At 74.4% G+C, this 15,693-nt stretch carries 13 protein-coding genes and 1 pseudogene; 3 read left to right on the forward strand and 11 right to left on the reverse strand.

Translation table 11 applies throughout. From position 1 onward, the window contains the following. Nucleotides 1–9 precede the first annotated feature (9 nt). Nucleotides 10–1,011: a selenide, water dikinase SelD gene (gene selD, locus KRAD_RS03015; protein ID WP_011981768.1), complete on the forward strand. Its 1,002-nt coding sequence runs from the start codon at nt 10–12 to the stop codon at nt 1,009–1,011. A 130-nt stretch (nt 1,012–1,141) separates the two neighbouring features. Here the strand turns inward: selD and KRAD_RS03020 are convergent, their stop codons facing one another. From KRAD_RS03020 to fdh, 5 genes and pseudogenes are all read right to left on the reverse strand, one after another. After that, on the reverse strand, nt 1,142–2,779 hold the full coding sequence (locus tag KRAD_RS03020) for a methyl-accepting chemotaxis protein (RefSeq protein WP_011981769.1): 1,638 nt from the start codon (nt 2,777–2,779) through the stop codon (nt 1,142–1,144). A 162-nt stretch (nt 2,780–2,941) separates the two neighbouring features. Then, nucleotides 2,942–3,811, reverse strand: a complete 870-nt coding sequence (locus KRAD_RS03025) for a formate/nitrite transporter family protein (protein ID WP_011981770.1) — start codon at nt 3,809–3,811, stop codon at nt 2,942–2,944. A gap of 16 nt (nt 3,812–3,827) precedes the next feature. After that, the gene (nrfD, locus tag KRAD_RS03030) at nt 3,828–4,940 is read right to left on the reverse strand and encodes an NrfD/PsrC family molybdoenzyme membrane anchor subunit (RefSeq protein WP_011981771.1); all 1,113 of its coding nucleotides are present in this window, start codon (nt 4,938–4,940) and stop codon (nt 3,828–3,830) included. Then, a complete protein-coding gene (locus KRAD_RS03035; RefSeq protein ID WP_011981772.1) occupies nt 4,937–6,067 on the reverse strand; it encodes a 4Fe-4S dicluster domain-containing protein in 1,131 nt (376 codons plus the stop codon). The genes nrfD and KRAD_RS03035 overlap by 4 nt, the downstream gene beginning before the upstream one ends. Nucleotides 6,068–6,294: 227 nt before the next feature. Further along, a pseudogene (gene fdh, locus KRAD_RS03040) lies at nt 6,295–9,519 on the reverse strand (formate dehydrogenase); the annotation flags it as partial. Between the two features lie 64 nt (nt 9,520–9,583). Here fdh and KRAD_RS03050 point away from each other — a divergent pair. Then, nucleotides 9,584–10,426: an aldo/keto reductase gene (locus KRAD_RS03050; protein ID WP_041292582.1), complete on the forward strand. Its 843-nt coding sequence runs from the start codon at nt 9,584–9,586 to the stop codon at nt 10,424–10,426. Here the strand turns inward: KRAD_RS03050 and KRAD_RS03055 are convergent. The 4 genes from KRAD_RS03055 to KRAD_RS03070 form a co-directional block, all read right to left on the reverse strand. After that, entirely contained in the window at nt 10,411–10,875 is a 465-nt protein-coding gene (locus KRAD_RS03055; RefSeq protein ID WP_157873460.1) for a hypothetical protein, read from the reverse strand. The two genes, KRAD_RS03050 and KRAD_RS03055, sit on opposite strands and share 16 nt — an antisense overlap. A gap of 116 nt (nt 10,876–10,991) precedes the next feature. Continuing rightward, nucleotides 10,992–11,477, reverse strand: coding sequence for an Asp23/Gls24 family envelope stress response protein (locus tag KRAD_RS03060; RefSeq protein ID WP_011981777.1), 486 nt, complete (start codon nt 11,475–11,477; stop codon nt 10,992–10,994). 108 nt (nt 11,478–11,585) lie between these two features. Continuing rightward, on the reverse strand, nt 11,586–12,110 hold the full coding sequence (locus tag KRAD_RS03065) for a hypothetical protein (RefSeq protein ID WP_011981778.1): 525 nt from the start codon (nt 12,108–12,110) through the stop codon (nt 11,586–11,588). Then, nucleotides 12,107–12,619: an RNA polymerase sigma factor gene (locus KRAD_RS03070; RefSeq protein WP_049821051.1), complete on the reverse strand. Its 513-nt coding sequence runs from the start codon at nt 12,617–12,619 to the stop codon at nt 12,107–12,109. Before KRAD_RS03070 ends, KRAD_RS03065 begins: the two co-directional genes overlap by 4 nt. Nucleotides 12,620–13,204: 585 nt before the next feature. On the opposite strand from KRAD_RS03070, the gene KRAD_RS03075 reads away from it, so the two are divergent. Further along, nucleotides 13,205–13,711 carry an Asp23/Gls24 family envelope stress response protein gene (locus tag KRAD_RS03075; protein ID WP_011981780.1) on the forward strand — a complete coding sequence of 169 codons (507 nt, stop codon included), beginning with the start codon at nt 13,205–13,207 and terminating at the stop codon, nt 13,709–13,711. A gap of 244 nt (nt 13,712–13,955) precedes the next feature. Here KRAD_RS03075 and KRAD_RS03080 read toward each other — a convergent pair whose 3' ends face one another. Next, nucleotides 13,956–14,300 (reverse strand): hypothetical protein, encoded by a 345-nt coding sequence (locus KRAD_RS03080; RefSeq protein WP_011981781.1) that lies wholly within the window; start codon nt 14,298–14,300, stop codon nt 13,956–13,958. Nucleotides 14,301–14,415: 115 nt separating this feature from the next. After that, the gene (locus KRAD_RS03085) at nt 14,416–15,687 is read right to left on the reverse strand and encodes an FAD-dependent oxidoreductase (RefSeq protein ID WP_011981782.1); all 1,272 of its coding nucleotides are present in this window, start codon (nt 15,685–15,687) and stop codon (nt 14,416–14,418) included. Nucleotides 15,688–15,693: the final 6 nt, after the last annotated feature.

The raw sequence follows: 15,693 nt of genomic DNA on the forward strand, positions 1-15,693 counted from the left end.
GGTCATACCGTGGCCGCCGTGACGGCGACGGAGCGGACGACCCGACTGACGCAGTACGCCCACGGCGGCGGCTGCGCCTGCAAGATCCCCCCCGGCGAGCTGGAGCGGATGGTCGCCGGCCTCACCGGTCCCCCCGGCGAGGACCTGCTGGTCGGGGTCGGCGACGACGCGGCGGTCGTGCGCATCGACGGGGACCGGGCGGTCATCGCCACCGCGGACTTCTTCACCCCCGTCGTCGACGACGCGTACACCTTCGGCCGGATCGCGGCGACGAACGCGCTGTCCGACGTCTACGCCATGGGCGGGACCCCGCTGGTGGCGGTGAACCTGCTCGGCTGGCCCCGCGACGTCCTGTCCCCGGAACTGGCCCGGGAGGTCCTGCGCGGGGGCGCCGACGCGGCGGCGGCGGCCGGGTGCCACCTCGGCGGTGGCCACAGCATCGACGACCCCGAACCCAAGTACGGCATGGCCGTCACCGGCCTCGCCGACCCGGCCCGGCTGCTGCGCGGGGACGCCGCCGTCGCCGGGGTCCCCCTGACGCTGACCAAGCCCCTCGGCCTGGGGGTCCTCAACAACCGGCACAAGGCGACCGGGGAGGTGTTCGAGGAGGCGGTCGCGGTGATGACGACCCTCAACGCCGACGCCTCCCGGGCCGCGCTCGCCGCCGGGGTGCGCTGCGCCACCGACGTCACCGGTTTCGGCCTGCTCGGGCACCTGCACGAGGTGGCCCGCGCCAGCGGCGTCACCGCCGTCGTGGACGCCGCGGCCGTCCCCTACCTGGAGGGGGCCCGGCGTTCGCTGGCGGAGGGTTTCGTCCCCGGCGGCAGCCGCCGCAACCTGGAGTGGGTCCGCCCGCACCTGGAGGCGTCCGGGATCGGCGAGGAGGAGCTGATCCTCCTCGCCGACGCCCAGACCTCCGGGGGGCTGCTGGTCGCCGGGGAGGTCCCCGGCTACCCGGTGGTCGGGGAGGTCGTCCCCGCCCGCGACGGCGTCACGCTCGTGGTGCGCTGAGGCTCCGGACCTCGCGCTCAGCAGGACCCCGTCGGGACGGGGAACGGCACCGGGCCCGGTCTGCGCGAGCAGACCGGGGCCCGGTGCCGTTCGTGCGGGGTTCAGCCGCGGGGGTTCAGCCGCAGGGGGTTCAGCCGCGGGGCAGGGTGAAGGAGCCCACCAGCTCGTTCAGCTCCACCGCCGCGCGCGAGACCTCACCAGCGGTGGTCGCGGTGTGCGTGGCGCCGGCGGTGGTCTGGTCCGAGGCGGCGGCGATGCCGGAGATGTTCGTGGCGATCTCCTGGCTGCCGGTGGAGACCTCGGTGACGTTGCGGACCATCTCGGAGGTCGTGGCGGACTGTTCCTCCACCGCCGCGGCGATGGTGGACTGCAACCCGTCGATGCGGGCGATGACCTCGGTGATCTCCGCGATCGCCCCCGCCGCCGCCGCCGCATCAGCCTGCGTGGAACCCACCTTCGTGATGATCTCCTCCGTCGCCCGCGCGGTCTGCTGCGCCAGTTCCTTCACCTCACCGGCCACCACCGCGAAGCCCTTGCCCATCTCCCCCGCCCGGGCGGCTTCGATGGTCGCGTTCAGGGCCAGCAGGTTGGTCTGCTCGGCGATGGAGGTGATGAGCTTGACGACCTCACCGATCTCCCGGGAGGAGGCGGAGAGGCGTTCGAGGGTGTCCCCCGCCGCCCCCGCCGCCGCCACCGCCGAAGCCGCGGTCGAGGACGCCTCGGCGGTGGAGGAGGCGATCTCCCGGATCGCCGAGGACATCTCATCCCCGGCGGCGGCGACGGTGCCGATGTTGGCGGAGATCTCCTCAGTCGCCGCGGAGACGACCTGGGCCTGGGTGGCGGCCTCCTCGGCACCGGAGGACAGCTGGGTGGCGACGGTGGTCAGCTCCTCGCTGGAGGCGGCCAGGGTGGAGGCGTTGCCGGCGATGCGGCGCACGGTGTCGGTGAGGCGGTCCATGGTGGCGTCCAGGGCGGTGGCGAGCTGACCGACCTCGTCGCGGGTGGTGATGCCCACGCGCTGGTCCAGGCGACCGGAGGCGAGGCCCTCGACGACGGTGAGGACGCGAGCCAGCGGACGGGCGATGGAGCGGGCGACCACCAGGGTGAGCGCGACGGCGACGAGCAGACCGAACGCGGTGATCGCCAGGTCGAGGTTGCGACCGTTGCGGTAGGTGGCCTCGGCCTGCTCGGCTGCGGCCGCGGCCTGGGCGTCCTCGAGCTCGTCCAGCGCGGTGAGGGCGTCGCTGACGGCGTCGAACGCCGGGTCCAGCCGCTCCTCCTCCACCTGCACGATCCGGGGGGCGTCGCCGGTGCGGCTGACCGGCAGCAGCTCGTCCTCGACGACCGTGCGCAGCTCGGTGTAGGCGCCCTCGAAGTCCTGGCGGGCCTGCTCCTCCTGAGCGGTGGCGGCCGCGTCGGCGGTGTACTGGGCCCAGACCTCGTCGCTCTGCTCCAGGAACCCCTGGATCTCCCGCTCCCGCGTGTCCATGGCGGCGCCGTCCAGCGCGAGGGCGTGGCGGAGGACGGTGCTGCGGACCTCGTTCACCGTGCCGTCCACCTGGGCGAGCCGGCTGGCGGGGATGAGGTTGCGCTCGTAGATGCCGCCGCCGGCGTCGTCGACCGCGCTCAGGGCGCCGATGCCGACCCAGCCGGAGACGACCATGGCGGCCCCGGCGGCGGCGGCCACGCAGGCGACCTTGCCGGCCACGGGGAGGTCGGCGAACCGACGGGAGCGCCCGCCGTCACGTCGCGGATCGTCGATGCTCACGTGTCGGTTCCCCCTCGGCGCGAGGACGTCACCAGGCTCCAGCGGAGCGGTTGGCGTCCTCGTCCCCGTCCCCATCGGCAGGGGGACGGGGCGGCTTGAGGGGGCCCCGCGGCCACCGCTCGCGGGGCCCGGGGCGGGCCCGTCGGCGTCGGCGGGCGCGACCTAGTGGCGGGGTGCGCCCGCGGTCCCGGCCCCGTCCGAGGCGGCCGGGGCCGCGGCCGGGGCGGTGTCCCGGCCGCTGTGCTCGGTGCCCTTGAGGTAGAGGAACCAGTAGGCGAGGGCGACGAAGACCCCGCCGCCGACGGCGTTGCCCAGGGCGGCGAAGACCCAGTTGCCGACGATGTTCCCCCAGCCGATGCCGGGGACCCCGGCCCACTGCGCGGCGGGGAGGAAGAACATGTTCGCCACGACGTGGTCGAAGCCGAGGGCGACGAAGGCGGTGATGGGGAAGAAGATGGCCAGCACCTTGCCGGCGACGTCCTCGGCGGCCAGCGCCATCCACACGCCCAGGCACACCAGCCAGTTGCACCCGATGGCGCGCAGGAAGATCGTCGCGTCGTCCTCGGTGACGGCCTTCGTGGTCGCGATCGCGGCCAGCCGGGTGAAGGACGGGGAACCCTCCGGCCCGATCACCCCGGTCTGCACGGCGAGGAGGTAGGCGACGAACAACGCCCCGACGAGGTTCCCGAGCAGGACGAACGTCCAGTTCCGGGCCAGGAGCCCGAGGCTCACCTTCCGGCTCAGCAGGGCGATCGGCACCAGGGCCATGTTCCCCGTCAGCAGCTCGGAGCCGGCCACGATGACCAGCACGAGACCCATGCTGAACACCGCCCCAGTGAGCAGGGTGGTGACCCCGCCCCAGATCGCGGGGTCCAGGCCCGCGGTCACGTCGACGGCGAGCAGCCCGGCGAACGCGATGTAGGCCCCGGCGAGGAAACCCCCGACGAGCATCTTCGGGATCGGGAGGTGGGCCTTCTTGATGCCGCTGGCGACCGCCGCGACGGCGATCTGGTCCGGCGTCTTGTACGCCATGGGGTGCTCCTCGGGATCAGGAGGCCCGTTCGCGGGCCTCCAGCCGTTCCCGCTGGGGAACGACGACGTACTTGGGGTCCTTCGTGGAGGCGACACCGGCCTCGAAGACCGCCATGCGGGTCAGGAACGACCCGGCGAGCAGGCTCGCCCCCGCCGCGGCGGCGGCCACCCGGGACCGCCGTCCCAGCACCGCGCCGACGGCGCCCAGGGCGGTGAGGGCCCGGGCGGCCTTGAGGAACTTCCCGGGCCGCCCGAGGTGGAAGGGTTCGCTGACCAGCCCGTGCGCGGTCTCCATGCGGTGCGCGGCAGCGAGTTCCACGGTGGCACCGATGACGGCCAGGCGCGAGGCGGGACCGGTCTGGGAGACCGGGGCGAGCACGAGCGCGGCCCCCGCCCCGGAGGCCAGGGCGCTGCCGCTGAAGACGAACGGGAGTTCCCGGAACGGTTCGTGCCAGCTCGGCACGGCGGTGTCGGCGAACAGGACGGCGGTGTAGGTGGCCAGCAGGGGCGCGGTGAGCGCGGCTCCCGCCCCGAGGACGTGCCCCAGCGGTCCCGCGACCTTCCGCGCCAGCCCCAGCACGCCGCGCTCCGGCAGCAGTGGCGCCGCCTCGAACACCGCCGCCGCCCCGGCCAGCGGGCCGTACGCGGTGAGGATCCAGGTCCCCACCGACATGGGGGAGGTGGGTTTCGCCACCCGCAGCATGTTGTAGAAGCGCTCGGGGCGGCCGAGGTCGATGATGAGGAAGTAGGCGCTGGCGCCCACGGCCCCCAGCGAGGTGATCCGCAGCGCGCGGCGCGCCGCGACGTCACCGCGGGCGGTGGCCACCGCGGCCAGCATCGAGGAGCCGGCCGCCAGCCCCCCGCTGAACAGGTAGTAGGCGATGTCGTGGGTCCACACCGGGGGTTTGAGGACGGCCCGCCCGTAGTAGGAGCGGAACTCCGCGTCGGGCACGACGGCGTTGACGTCGCCGCGCCGCCCCTTGCGCTTCTCCCGCTTGCCCATCTCGGCGCTGAACATCCGCGCGGCCTGCCCGCCGATGGGGTCGGTGCCGGGCACGTGCTCGAAACCGGGCTGACCGGGCTGGTGCGGGGTCTGCTGCGAGGGCTTCGGAGCCGGGTCCGGGCTCATCGCCGCCCCACCGCCGCGGCGAGGACGCCGAGGACCATGAAGCCCGCCGCGGCCGCCATGTGCTTGTACATCGAGGGCAGGTCGCGGGTGGTGACGACCGGGTCCGGCGGCAGGCCGTAGACCTCGGGCTCGTCGAGGAGGAGGAAGAACGCGCCGTCCCCGCCGACCCCGTCCTCGGGGTTCTCCCCGTAGAGGCGGGCCTCGGTGACGCCGACGTCGTGCAGCTGCTGCCGACGGCGCTCGGCGCGTTCGCGCAGCTCGTCGAGGTCGCCGAACTGGATGGACTCCGTGGGGCAGGCCTTGGCGCAGGCCGGGGTCTGGTCGTCGCCGAGGCGGTCGTAGCAGAGGGTGCACTTCCACGCCCGGCCGTCGGACTCGCGCTTGTCGATGACCCCGTAGGGGCAGGCCGAGACGCAGTAGCCGCAGCCGTTGCAGACGTCCTGCTGCACGACGACGGTGCCGAACTCCGTGCGGAACAGCGCCCCCGTGGGGCACACGTCGAGGCAGGCGGCGTGCGTGCAGTGCTTGCAGACGTTGGACATCATCAGCCAGCGGACGTCCTGCCGCCCGTCGCGGTCGGGCAGCGGCGCGGGCGCCAGCATCCCCGGCATGCCGAGGAACTGCCCGCCGCTCCCCTGCCCCGCCGGGGCCGACGCCGGGGCGGCCGCCGGAGCCGCGGCGGCCGGGGCGCTGCCGCACCCGCCGCCGCACCCCCCGCCGCCTCCGCCGCCCGTGAGGTTCTCGTGCGCCCGCTCGGCCACCGGGTGCCCGCCCTCGACGGCGGTGCCGAGGCGAGAGGCCTCGGCGAAGGCGTCGAAGCCGGCCGCGACCGCGTCCTGCTGGACCCGGTCCACCGCCGGGCGCGACTGCTCGATGAACGCGACCGCGCGCCAGGAGTCCGCCCCCAGGCCGCCGGTGTTGTCGTAGGACATGCCGAGCAGGTCGATGCCGTCCTCGGGGACGGCGTTCCACTCCTTGCAGGCGACCTCGCAGGCCTTGCAGCCGATGCACACGGAGGTGTCGGTGAAGAAGCCCTTGCGCGGGGGCGGGGAGTCGTACCCCGCGTCGCGCGCCGGGTCGTCGAGGCGGCCGTAGAGGCTGCTCCCGAGGTTGTCCAGGGTGACCATCAGTCGGCCCTCCGGTCGAGCCCGCGAGCGGGGTGGGCGTCCAGGACCGCCGGTTCGACGTCCTGCTGGGGGTGCTCGGGGCTGGACCGGACGTCGTGGCGGACGCTGAGCACCCGGTCGATCTCGTCGTCGTCGTGCCCGTCCCCGACGTGGTCGTCGCCGCCCTGGGCGAGGTCGGTGCGCTCCTGCCCGTCGCGGGCGATGAGGTCGGCGGTCACCGCGACCGCACCGGAGGCCATGGTGACCCCGCCGCGGACGCGGTACTCGTCGATGAGCGCGAGCATCGCCGCACCCCGCGGCCGCCGTCCCGGCAGCACGTCGCACGTCCCGGCCTTGAACTCCTGGATGTGCACGTTCGGGTCCAGCGTGAGGTGCATGAGGTCGTTGACGACGTCGCCGGTGGTCAGGCCGCCCTGGCCCCAGTGGTAGGGCAGCCAGATCTGGTGGACGAGCTGGTTCTGGACCTTCAGCGGGGCGAGGCGGTCGGTGACCAGGACCCGCGCCTCGACGATCGCGCGGGCCGTGACCACGTGCGCCCACCCGAGGTGCTCCAGCCCGCGCATGCGGGCCAGTTCCGGGGAGACCTCCATGAACAGCGCCGGCTGGAGCTCGGCGAGGTAGGGCAGGTACCGGCTCATGCCCCCGGCGGTGTGGTGCTCGGTGAGCCGGGAGGTGATCCAGACGTAGGGGAACACCTGGCTGCCGAGCTCCGGCGGCGAGGGGTGCACCTCGTTGAGGTGGTTGGTGTAGACCTCGCGGGCCGGGTTGGCCTGCTGGGTGTAGACCGCGTTGCGGAACGGCGACTCGGCCGGCTCGTAGTGCGCCGGCAGCGGGCCGTCGACGACGCCCTTCGGCGCGTACAGCCAGCCCTTGCCGTCGCTCTGCATGATGAATGGGTCGTCACCGGCGATGGCCGCGACCCCCGTGGCCCCCTCCGGCGGGCGGTACGACGGGGGTTTCGTCGCCTCGAAGTCGGCGATGTCGTCCCCGACCCAGCGCTGCGCCTCCTCGTCCCACCACACCAGCGCCTTGCGCTCGCTCCAGGGCCGGCCCTCGGGGTCGGCTGAGGCGCGGTTGTAGAGCATGCGCCGGTTCATCGGCCAGGCCCAGCCCCACTCGGGGGCGTGCAGGGACTGCTCGCGGCCCGGCTTGCGCCGCGCCGCCTGGTTGACGTCGTCGGCGTAGACGCCGGAGTAGATCCAGCACCCGCTGGAGGTGGACCCGTCGGCCTTCAGCGCCGTGTACCCCGGCAGCAGGCCCTCGGGCCCGTAGCCGTTGATCTCCTTCAGGACGTCCTCGGAGCTGGGTTCCCGCTCCTCCCCGTGCAGGGGGTAGTCCCAGGCCAGCTTCAGCAGGAGCTGGTCGCGGGGGTCGGTGGACCCCGCCAGCTTCTCCCGCATCCGGCGGCCCAGGTGGTAGAAGAACCACAGCTCGCTGGTGGCGTCGCCCGGGGGGTTGACCGCCTTCTCCCGCCACTGCAGCAGGCGCTGGGTCTGGGTGAAGGTGCCCTCCTTCTCCACGTGGGAGGCGGCGGGCAGGAAGAACACCTCGGTGCGGCACTGCTCGGGGACGATCTCGCCGGTCTCGACCTCGGGCGCGTCCTTCCAGAAGGTCGCGCTCTCGATCATCACCAGGTCGCGCACGACCATCCAGTCGAGGTTGGCCATGCCCAGGCGCTGGGCGCGACCGTTGGCGGAGCCGACGGCGGGGTTCTGGCCCAGCAGGAAGTACCCGAAGATCTTCCCGCCCTCGATCATGTCCATGACCTGGCTGTAGGTGCCGTGGTCACCGCTGATCTTGGGGAGCTCGTCGAAGAGGTAGTCGTTCTCCGCCGTCGCCTCGTCGCCGAAGTAGGCCTTGAGCAGGCTCACCGTGTAGGCGTCGGCGTTGGCCCAGAAGCCCTTCTGCGCCGGACCCTTGATGGAGTCGATGTAGCCCGCGAGGTCGGGGTGCCGCTCCACGTGCGGCATCTGCAGGTAGCCGGGCAGCAGGTTGTACAGCGTGGGGATGTCGGTCGAGCCCTGGATGGAGGCGTGCCCGCGCAGGGCCATCACCCCGCCGCCCGGGCGGCCCATGTTCCCCAGCAGGAGCTGGAGGATCGCCCCGGCGCGGATGTACTGCACACCCGTGCCGCGCTGGGTCCAGCCCACGCTGTAGACGAGGGCGCCGGTCTTCTCCCGGCCGGAGTTGGAGATCCAGGCCTCGGCGAGCTCCTCGAAGAGGTCGGTCGGGATGCCGCAGACGTCGGCGACCATCTCCGGGGTGTAGCGGGCGAAGTGCCGCTTCAACACCTGGTAGACGCACCGCGGGTCCTGCAGGGTCTCGTCTCGCTGGATGGAGCGGTGCTCCACCGCCGCGCCCCCGGCCCCGAGGGAGTGCCCGGACTCGCTGTCGCTGGACTCGGCGGTCTCCTCCTCCTCGTCCCCGTGCTGCTCCGTCCCGGCGTACTGCCAGGACTTCGTGTCGTAGGAGTTGGTCTCGTGGTCGAAGCCGGAGAACAGCCCGTCGAGGTCGTCGGTGTCCTGGAAGTCCTCGCTGATCAGGTGCGAGGCGTTGGTGTAGGCCACCACGTACTCGCGGAAGTCGCGCTCCTGGGTCAGCACGCGGTTGATGATCGCCCCGAGCAGGACGATGTCCGTGCCGGTGCGGATCGGGACGTGGGTGTCCGCGAGCGCGCTGGTGCGGGTGAAGCGGGGGTCGACGTGGAAGACCTTCGCGCCGCGCGCCTTGGCCTCCATCACCCACTGGAACCCGACCGGGTGGCACTCGGCCATGTTCGAGCCCTGGATGACGATGACGTCGGCGTTGCTCAGGTCCTGCAGGTCACCGGTGGCTCCACCGCGACCGAACGAGGCACCCAGACCGGGCACCGTGGCGGAGTGTCAAATGCGGGCCTGGTTCTCGACCTGGATCGCGCCCATGGCCGTGAACAGCTTCTTGATGAGGTAGTTCTCCTCGTTGTCCAGCGTCGCACCGCCGAGGCTGGCGATCCCCATGGTGCGGTTGAGCCGGCGGCCGAGCTCGTCGTGGTCCTGCCAGCCGCGTCGGCGGGCGTCGATCACCCGGTCGGTGATCATGTCCATCGCGGTGTCGAGGTCCAGGTCGGACCACTCGGTCGCGTAGGGGGCGCGGTAGCGGATGCGGGTGGCGCGGGAGTCGCCGTTGACCAGCTGCTCGCTGGCGGAGCCCTTGGGGCACAGCCGCCCGCGCGAGTGCGGGGAGTCCGGGTCGCCCTCGATCTGGACGACCTTCTCGTCCTTGACGTACACGCGCTGACCGCAGCCGACGGCGCAGTAGGGGCACACCGACTTCGCGACCCGGTCCGCGGTGGCGGTGCGCGGGGTCAGCGACTTGGAGCGCGCGGACTGCGTCGCCGCGCCGCGCCCCAGGGGGTCGTCGCCGGTCAGCTGCCGGTAGACCGGCCAGCCCTCGAGGAACGTCTTGATGCCCACGGCGGGACCATACGCCCCTCGTCTCGGGATGCGCGCGGTGACGCGACGTACCAGCGTGTCCGCCATGACAGTCCCCACCATCCTGCTCAACGACGGTCGCGAGATCCCGCAGCTCGGCTTCGGCGTCTTCCAGATCGAACCCGGCGACACCGCCCAGGCCGTGAAGACCGCCCTGGACCTCGGCTACCGCCACATCGACACCGCGCAGATGTACGGCAACGAGGCCGAGGTGGCCCAGGGCATCGCCGACTCCGGCGTGCCCCGCGACGAGATCTGGGTGACCAGCAAGCTCAACAACGGCTTCCACGAGCCCGACGCGGCGCGGAAGGCGGTCGACGACTCCGTCGAGAAGCTGCGCGGCCCCATCGACCTCTACCTCATCCACTGGCCCCTGCCCACCCTCTACGGCGGCGACTTCGTCTCCACCTGGAAGGTGCTGGAGGAGGCCCGCGCGGCGGGGAAGCTGCGCTCGATCGGGGTGTCGAACTTCCAGGTGAACCACCTGCAGCGCCTGGCGCAGGAGGCCACCGTGGTGCCGGCCGTGAACCAGATCGAGGTGCACCCCTACTTCGGCAACGAGGAGGTGCGCCGCCACTGCGGCGAGCACCAGATCGGCGTCGAGGCGTGGTCGCCCATCGCGCAGGGCAAGGTGCTCGACGACCCGACCGTCACGGCCGTGGCGAACCGCCTGGGCAAGTCCCCCGCCCAGGTCGTGCTGCGCTGGCACGTCGAGCGCGGCGACATCGTCTTCCCCAAGTCGGTGACGCCCTCGCGCATGGAGGAGAACTTCGCGCTGTTCGACTTCGAGCTGACCGAGGAGGACCTGGCGCTGATCTCGGCGCTGGACAAGGGCGAGGCGGGTCGCACCGGCCCGAACCCGGACACCTTCGACTACGTGCCCAGCTGACCCCGGCGGCGGGGCTCCCCGCCACCACGGCCCCGGACGGCCGTCGCGCTGCGGCGCGGCGGCCGTCCGGGGCGTCCGCGGAGGGCCGCGCCGTCCGGCTCCCGGGGAGGGAGCTGGGCGGGGGGGTCAGACGGACTCGCGGACCAGGTGCACGACCCGGGGCAGGACGTCGCGGGCGTGGTCCACGGTGGCGTCCGCCGCGGCCACAGCGGCCACAGCGGCCACAGCGAGGCGAGCACCGCCAGCAGCCAGGCGAGGGCCACGAACGTCCACCCCAGCCACGCCCGGTACGTGGCGGAGGCCAGGGCCAGGAAGGCGGCCGACCCGAGCAGCCCCAGGACGACGACGACCGCGGCCGCGACGGCCGGGACGTCGAGCAGGGGCTCCAGGCTCGCCGCCGCTCCCAGCAGCGCGAGCACCGGTCCGAGGACGAGGACGACGGTGGCCACGACGAGAACGGTCCCGATCCCGGCGCGCACCAGGCGGGGCCGTCGTCCTCCCGCCCACGCGCGCGACCGGCCGGACCGGGAGGAGGGACGGAGCCCGGTGGGGCGCAGGGTGCGGATCACGGTTCCCCCCCCGCGGGCCCCGCCGGGGTCGCGGGACGCTCGACCCCGGACACCGCCAGGTGCACCTCGCTCACCTCGAGGTCGGTCATCCGCCGGACGGCGGCGGCGACCTCGGCGCGCACCCGGTCGGCCAGGGCCGCGACCGGGGTGCCGTACTCGACGGTGACGTCGAGGTCGACGGCGACCCGGCGGCACCCCACCGCGACGCGCACACCGGGCTCGGGCACCGTCTCGGGGACGGGGCGGCGCGCGACGGCGGCGGGCCGGGCGGTCGCGTCCCCGAGGGAGTGCACCCCCGGGACCGCGGCGGCGGCGAGCGCCACGATCCGGGCCACGACGGCGTCGGTCGTGGTGACCGCGCCGCGTGCGGCGGCGGGTTCCCGGGGGTCCCCGGCGCTGGGGGTCCCCCCGGCCCCGGGGGCGCCCGCGGCGGGTGTCCCGGGCTCGGGAGCGGTGGCGGGACGGTCGGGCTCGTCGGTCACGGGTTCCTCCCTCACGGGCCCGGCCGCGGGGTGCGGCCGGGCGTCGACGGACGAGGGGTTGGAGCAACCCGTCCCCCGATCCTCACGCGCCGGGCGCTGTGGCGTGGATCACAGCCGCGCTCTCGTGACGTCCCCGACGTGCACGTGCACCCGCGGCGCCGGACCCTCCGCGCCGACCGGGCCCAGCAGGCCCTCCACGGCCGTGGCGGTGAGGTCGAGGACGGTGCCGGCGACGGCGAGCACCGGTGTCCCGAACACCACCGCGATCTGCACGGTGAGCACGTCGAGGCGGTCCTGGGCGTTGGTGGTGCAGCGGACGGCGGTGACCTCGACGCCGGGCACGGCGGCCAGCGCGGCCCGGACGCGGGCCACCAGCACGTCGCCGGCGACGACGTACTCCCCGCCGGGGTGCCGGGCCCGCAGGGGCGCGGAGGGCCGGTAGACCCGGCGGGCGTGGTCGAGGAGGTCGGCGCGCAGCGCCCGCCACCCGGAGGGGGTGTGCAGCCGCAGCGCGTCGGTGGCCCGGGCCAGGACGTGGAGCCCCCGCTCCGGGGCGGCCACGTCCCCCGGAGCCACCGGGGACGTGGGGTCCGGTGCGGGGGCTCGCGCCGCGTCGTCGGGTGTCGTCGTCACCGCCAGTCCTCCAGGGTCGTGGCCAGGGTGGTGCGGGACCGTTCGAGCAGCCCCCGCACCGCGGTGGGGCTGGTGCTCAGCACGGCGGCGATCTCCTCGTAGCTGAGGCCCTCGACCTCGCGCAGCAGCCAGGCGGAGCGCTGGCGCGGGGGCAGCAACTGCAGGGCCACCTCAAGGGCCTGGCGCAGGGCGGTCTCCACGCTCGACCGTTCCGGGTCCTCGCGCAAGTCGCGCAACCGGTCCTGCACCTCCTCCACCGGGACGTGGGGGCGGCTGCCGGACGCCGGCCAGCGGCGCAGCCGGGCGAACGCGGCGTGCCGGGCCAGGGTGAACAGCCAGGTCCGCAGGGACGCGTCCCCGCGGAAGGCGGGCAGCCCGCGCCAGGCGGCCAGGAACGCGTCCTGCACGCAGTCCTCCACGTCGGAACCGGACAGCAGGTTGCGGGCGTAGCGCATCAACGCCGGGCCGTGGCGGTCCACGATGCGGGCGAAGGCGTCGCGGTCGCCCATCGCCGCCCACCGGGCGAGCGACGCGTCCGGAGCCTCGTCCGGGGTGTCGGGAAACCCCGCGGGAACGTCGGCCGGAACCTCCCCGGGAAACTCCGGGGAACCGTCGGGAACCGCATCGGCGGCACCGGTTCCCGGAACGCGCGCGGAGCCCGCCGTCGCGCGGCGGTGAGGGTCCCGCTCACCACCCGTGTCCACATCCGCTGTCACGACGCGTGCTCCATCGCATTGTCCGTCAAGTCATCGGGCTGAATGTCAGCACATTTCCGAAGCAATAGCACGTTCAACTATCCGGTCGTGAGAACCGTAAGAACGTTCCCGGGATTCGGTGACGGGTCCCACCGGGGAACCACCTCGACGAACGCCGCGAACGGGTTTCCGCGTGTTCCCCGCGTTACGGGACGGTCACCCCCGTCGCCGTCCGCGCCGCGGGGAACCACTGCTCTCCGCACGGGAACGGCGCGTGACGCACGTCACACGACCGGGCGCGTGACGATCCGTCCCGTTCCCGCTCCAACCCCCCGTGAGAGCGAGGATCCGGCTGCAGCAGAGCGGTCGGGCGCCTCACCGGAGGATCCAGGAGGAACCGTGACCGACACCACCACCCGCACCGCGGCCACCGGCAGCGTTCCGGGCCGCACCGCCGGAAACGTCGACAGCCGGGTTCCCGAGCGTCAGCGGAACTCCGCCACCGGTTCGGGTCTGGTCACCGATCACGGCGGCACCACCATCGCCGACACCGTCGTCTCCAAGATCGCCGGGATCGCGGCCCGCGACGTGTCTGGCGTCCACGCCCTCGGCGGCGGCGCCGCCCGTGCCGTCGGAACCCTGCGCGAACGCATCCCCGGCGGCCGGGTGAACCACGCCCAGGGCGTCTCGGTCGAGGTGGGGGAACGGCAGACCGCCATCGACATCGAACTCGTCGCCCGGTACGGCGCCCCCATCGACCACCTCGCCACCGCGGTGCGGCGCAACGTCATTGCCTCGGTCGAGCGCATGACGGGCCTGGAGGTCACCGAGGTCAACCTCGAGGTCTCCGACGTCCACCTCCCGGAGGACGACCAGGACGAGAGGACGGCCCCGCGGGTGCGGTGACGAACCGGTGATGCCCCGCTCCGGTCGCCGGCCCCCCGCCGGCGGCCCGGGCGGTGGTGGCGGACGCCCGGCGGTCGAACAGCCGGCCGACGGGACGACCGCCGCCGTCCCGGGTGTCCCGGGCCGCACGGCGGTGACCGGGCGGGTCGCTCCCGCCCGGTCACCGTGCCCCGCCTCGACCCCGAGGAGTTTCTCGTCGTGTCGTCCACGACCCGTCGGCCGATGCGTGCGGGCCCCTACCGGCTCAGCGCGCGGTGGCCGGCCCGCCCGCGGGCGCCACGACGCGGGCACCGACGAGGTCCCGGTCGGTCCCGATCAGCACCGCGGCCAGGGCGGCGGCCCCCCCGGGGTCGGTGAAGACCCCCCAGCGCGAGGCGACCTCGCCGCGGTCGTCGACGAGCTCGACGTCGCACTCCCGCCCCGGCCCGGAGCGGTCGAGGTGGACGCGGACGGCGGGCAGCGAGCGCGGGGGCACGGGGAGCACCACCACGAGCCCGTTCCCGTCGCGCACGTACAACCGCGGGTGCGAGGTGGGGGTGTCCTGCAGGGCCACGTCCAGCGGCCCCCGTCCGATGCGCTGCTTCGCCACGGCGTGCTCCTCCCGACCGGGCCCGCGACGTCGCGGGCCCGGGGACGACGCTGGCACCGGGACCGGGGAACACCCGGGGCGCCACCTGGGAGTCCCTGGGCGCGGGGGCGGCGCGTCAGCCGGGGCCCGGCGCCCCGGCCCGCTCCCGCACCGCCGCGCGCACGATCCCCGTCGCCGCCTCGGCGACGTCGAGGTCGGTGCCGGCCCACAGCCGCTCCACCCAGGGCCCGGCGAAGAGGCCGACCAGGGTGGGCGTCCCGTCGGCGGGCGTGGCGTCCAGCCACTCGCTGACCTCCCCCGCCCGCGGCCCGTGGACGCGGTAGTACCCCGAGGGGTGCCGCGGCCAGAACCCCCGCTCGAAGCGCAGCACCACCTTCTCCACCCGCCCCGCCCCCAGCCGCGACAGGGCGGCGCGGTGCGCGGCCGGCAGCGGGGGGACGAACTCCACCGCGCCGCCGGCCAGGACCGGGACCGGGACGGTCACGACGACGGCGTCGACGGAGCAGCGGTGGCCGTCGCCGACCAGGGTCACCGCGTCCGCAGTCGTCTCCACCCGGCGCACCGGCCGCCCCAGCCGCACGTCGAGCCCGCGGGTCAGGTGCCGCACCAGCAGGCCGTACGAGCCGACGATCCACCGGTCGCCCTCCCCCACCCCCGCCTCCACGCCGTGGCGGGCGCTCAGCCACGACAGGGACGCTCCCGCGTCCAGGACCACCTCCGCGTCGACGAAGCGGCGCACCTCCTGCCGCGTCCACGGCTGCGGGGAGCGCAGCCACCGCGCCACGACGTGGCCGAGGGAGGTGCCCGGCGCCGCGGCCGCCGTGCGCCGCTCCAGCTCCCGGCGCAGCCGCGCGGCGTCGGGGGCGGCGACCGGCGGGCCGAGCACCAGGGGGTCGGTGAAGTCGGTGGCGACGGTCCGCAGCCCGATCCCCTCGCCCACCCGGGCCAGGACGTTGTCGTCGTACTGCTGCAGCCAGTTGGCGCCCAGGTCGAAGGAGCCGCCGCCCACCTCCACCGGCGCGGCGCGCCCGCCGGTGCGCTCGCGGGCCTCCCACACCTGCACCCGCGCCCCGCCCTCGACGAGCCGGCGCGCGGCGGCGAGCCCGGCGAAGCCGGCGCCCACGACGGCGACCCGGGTGAACCCCCGTCCCAGGGCCCAGTCGGCGGCCGCGACGCCCTGCTCGTGGGCGCCGTGGGTCATGCCCGCCCGGGTGGGGTGGGTCGCCTCACCGGCGATGCGCAGCCGGCCCGCCACGGGTGAGCCCAGCCGGACCCGGTCGGCGGGCGAGCCGTGGCGGCCGATGAGGCTCCAGGAGCCCCGCGACCACGGGTCCTGCCCCCAGCGCGAGACCGCGGAGGCGAACGGGCGGGTGGGCACGGCCGTCACCGCGGG

This window comes from Kineococcus radiotolerans SRS30216 = ATCC BAA-149 (genome assembly GCF_000017305.1).
In the GTDB taxonomy this organism is placed as follows: domain Bacteria; phylum Actinomycetota; class Actinomycetes; order Actinomycetales; family Kineococcaceae; genus Kineococcus; species Kineococcus radiotolerans.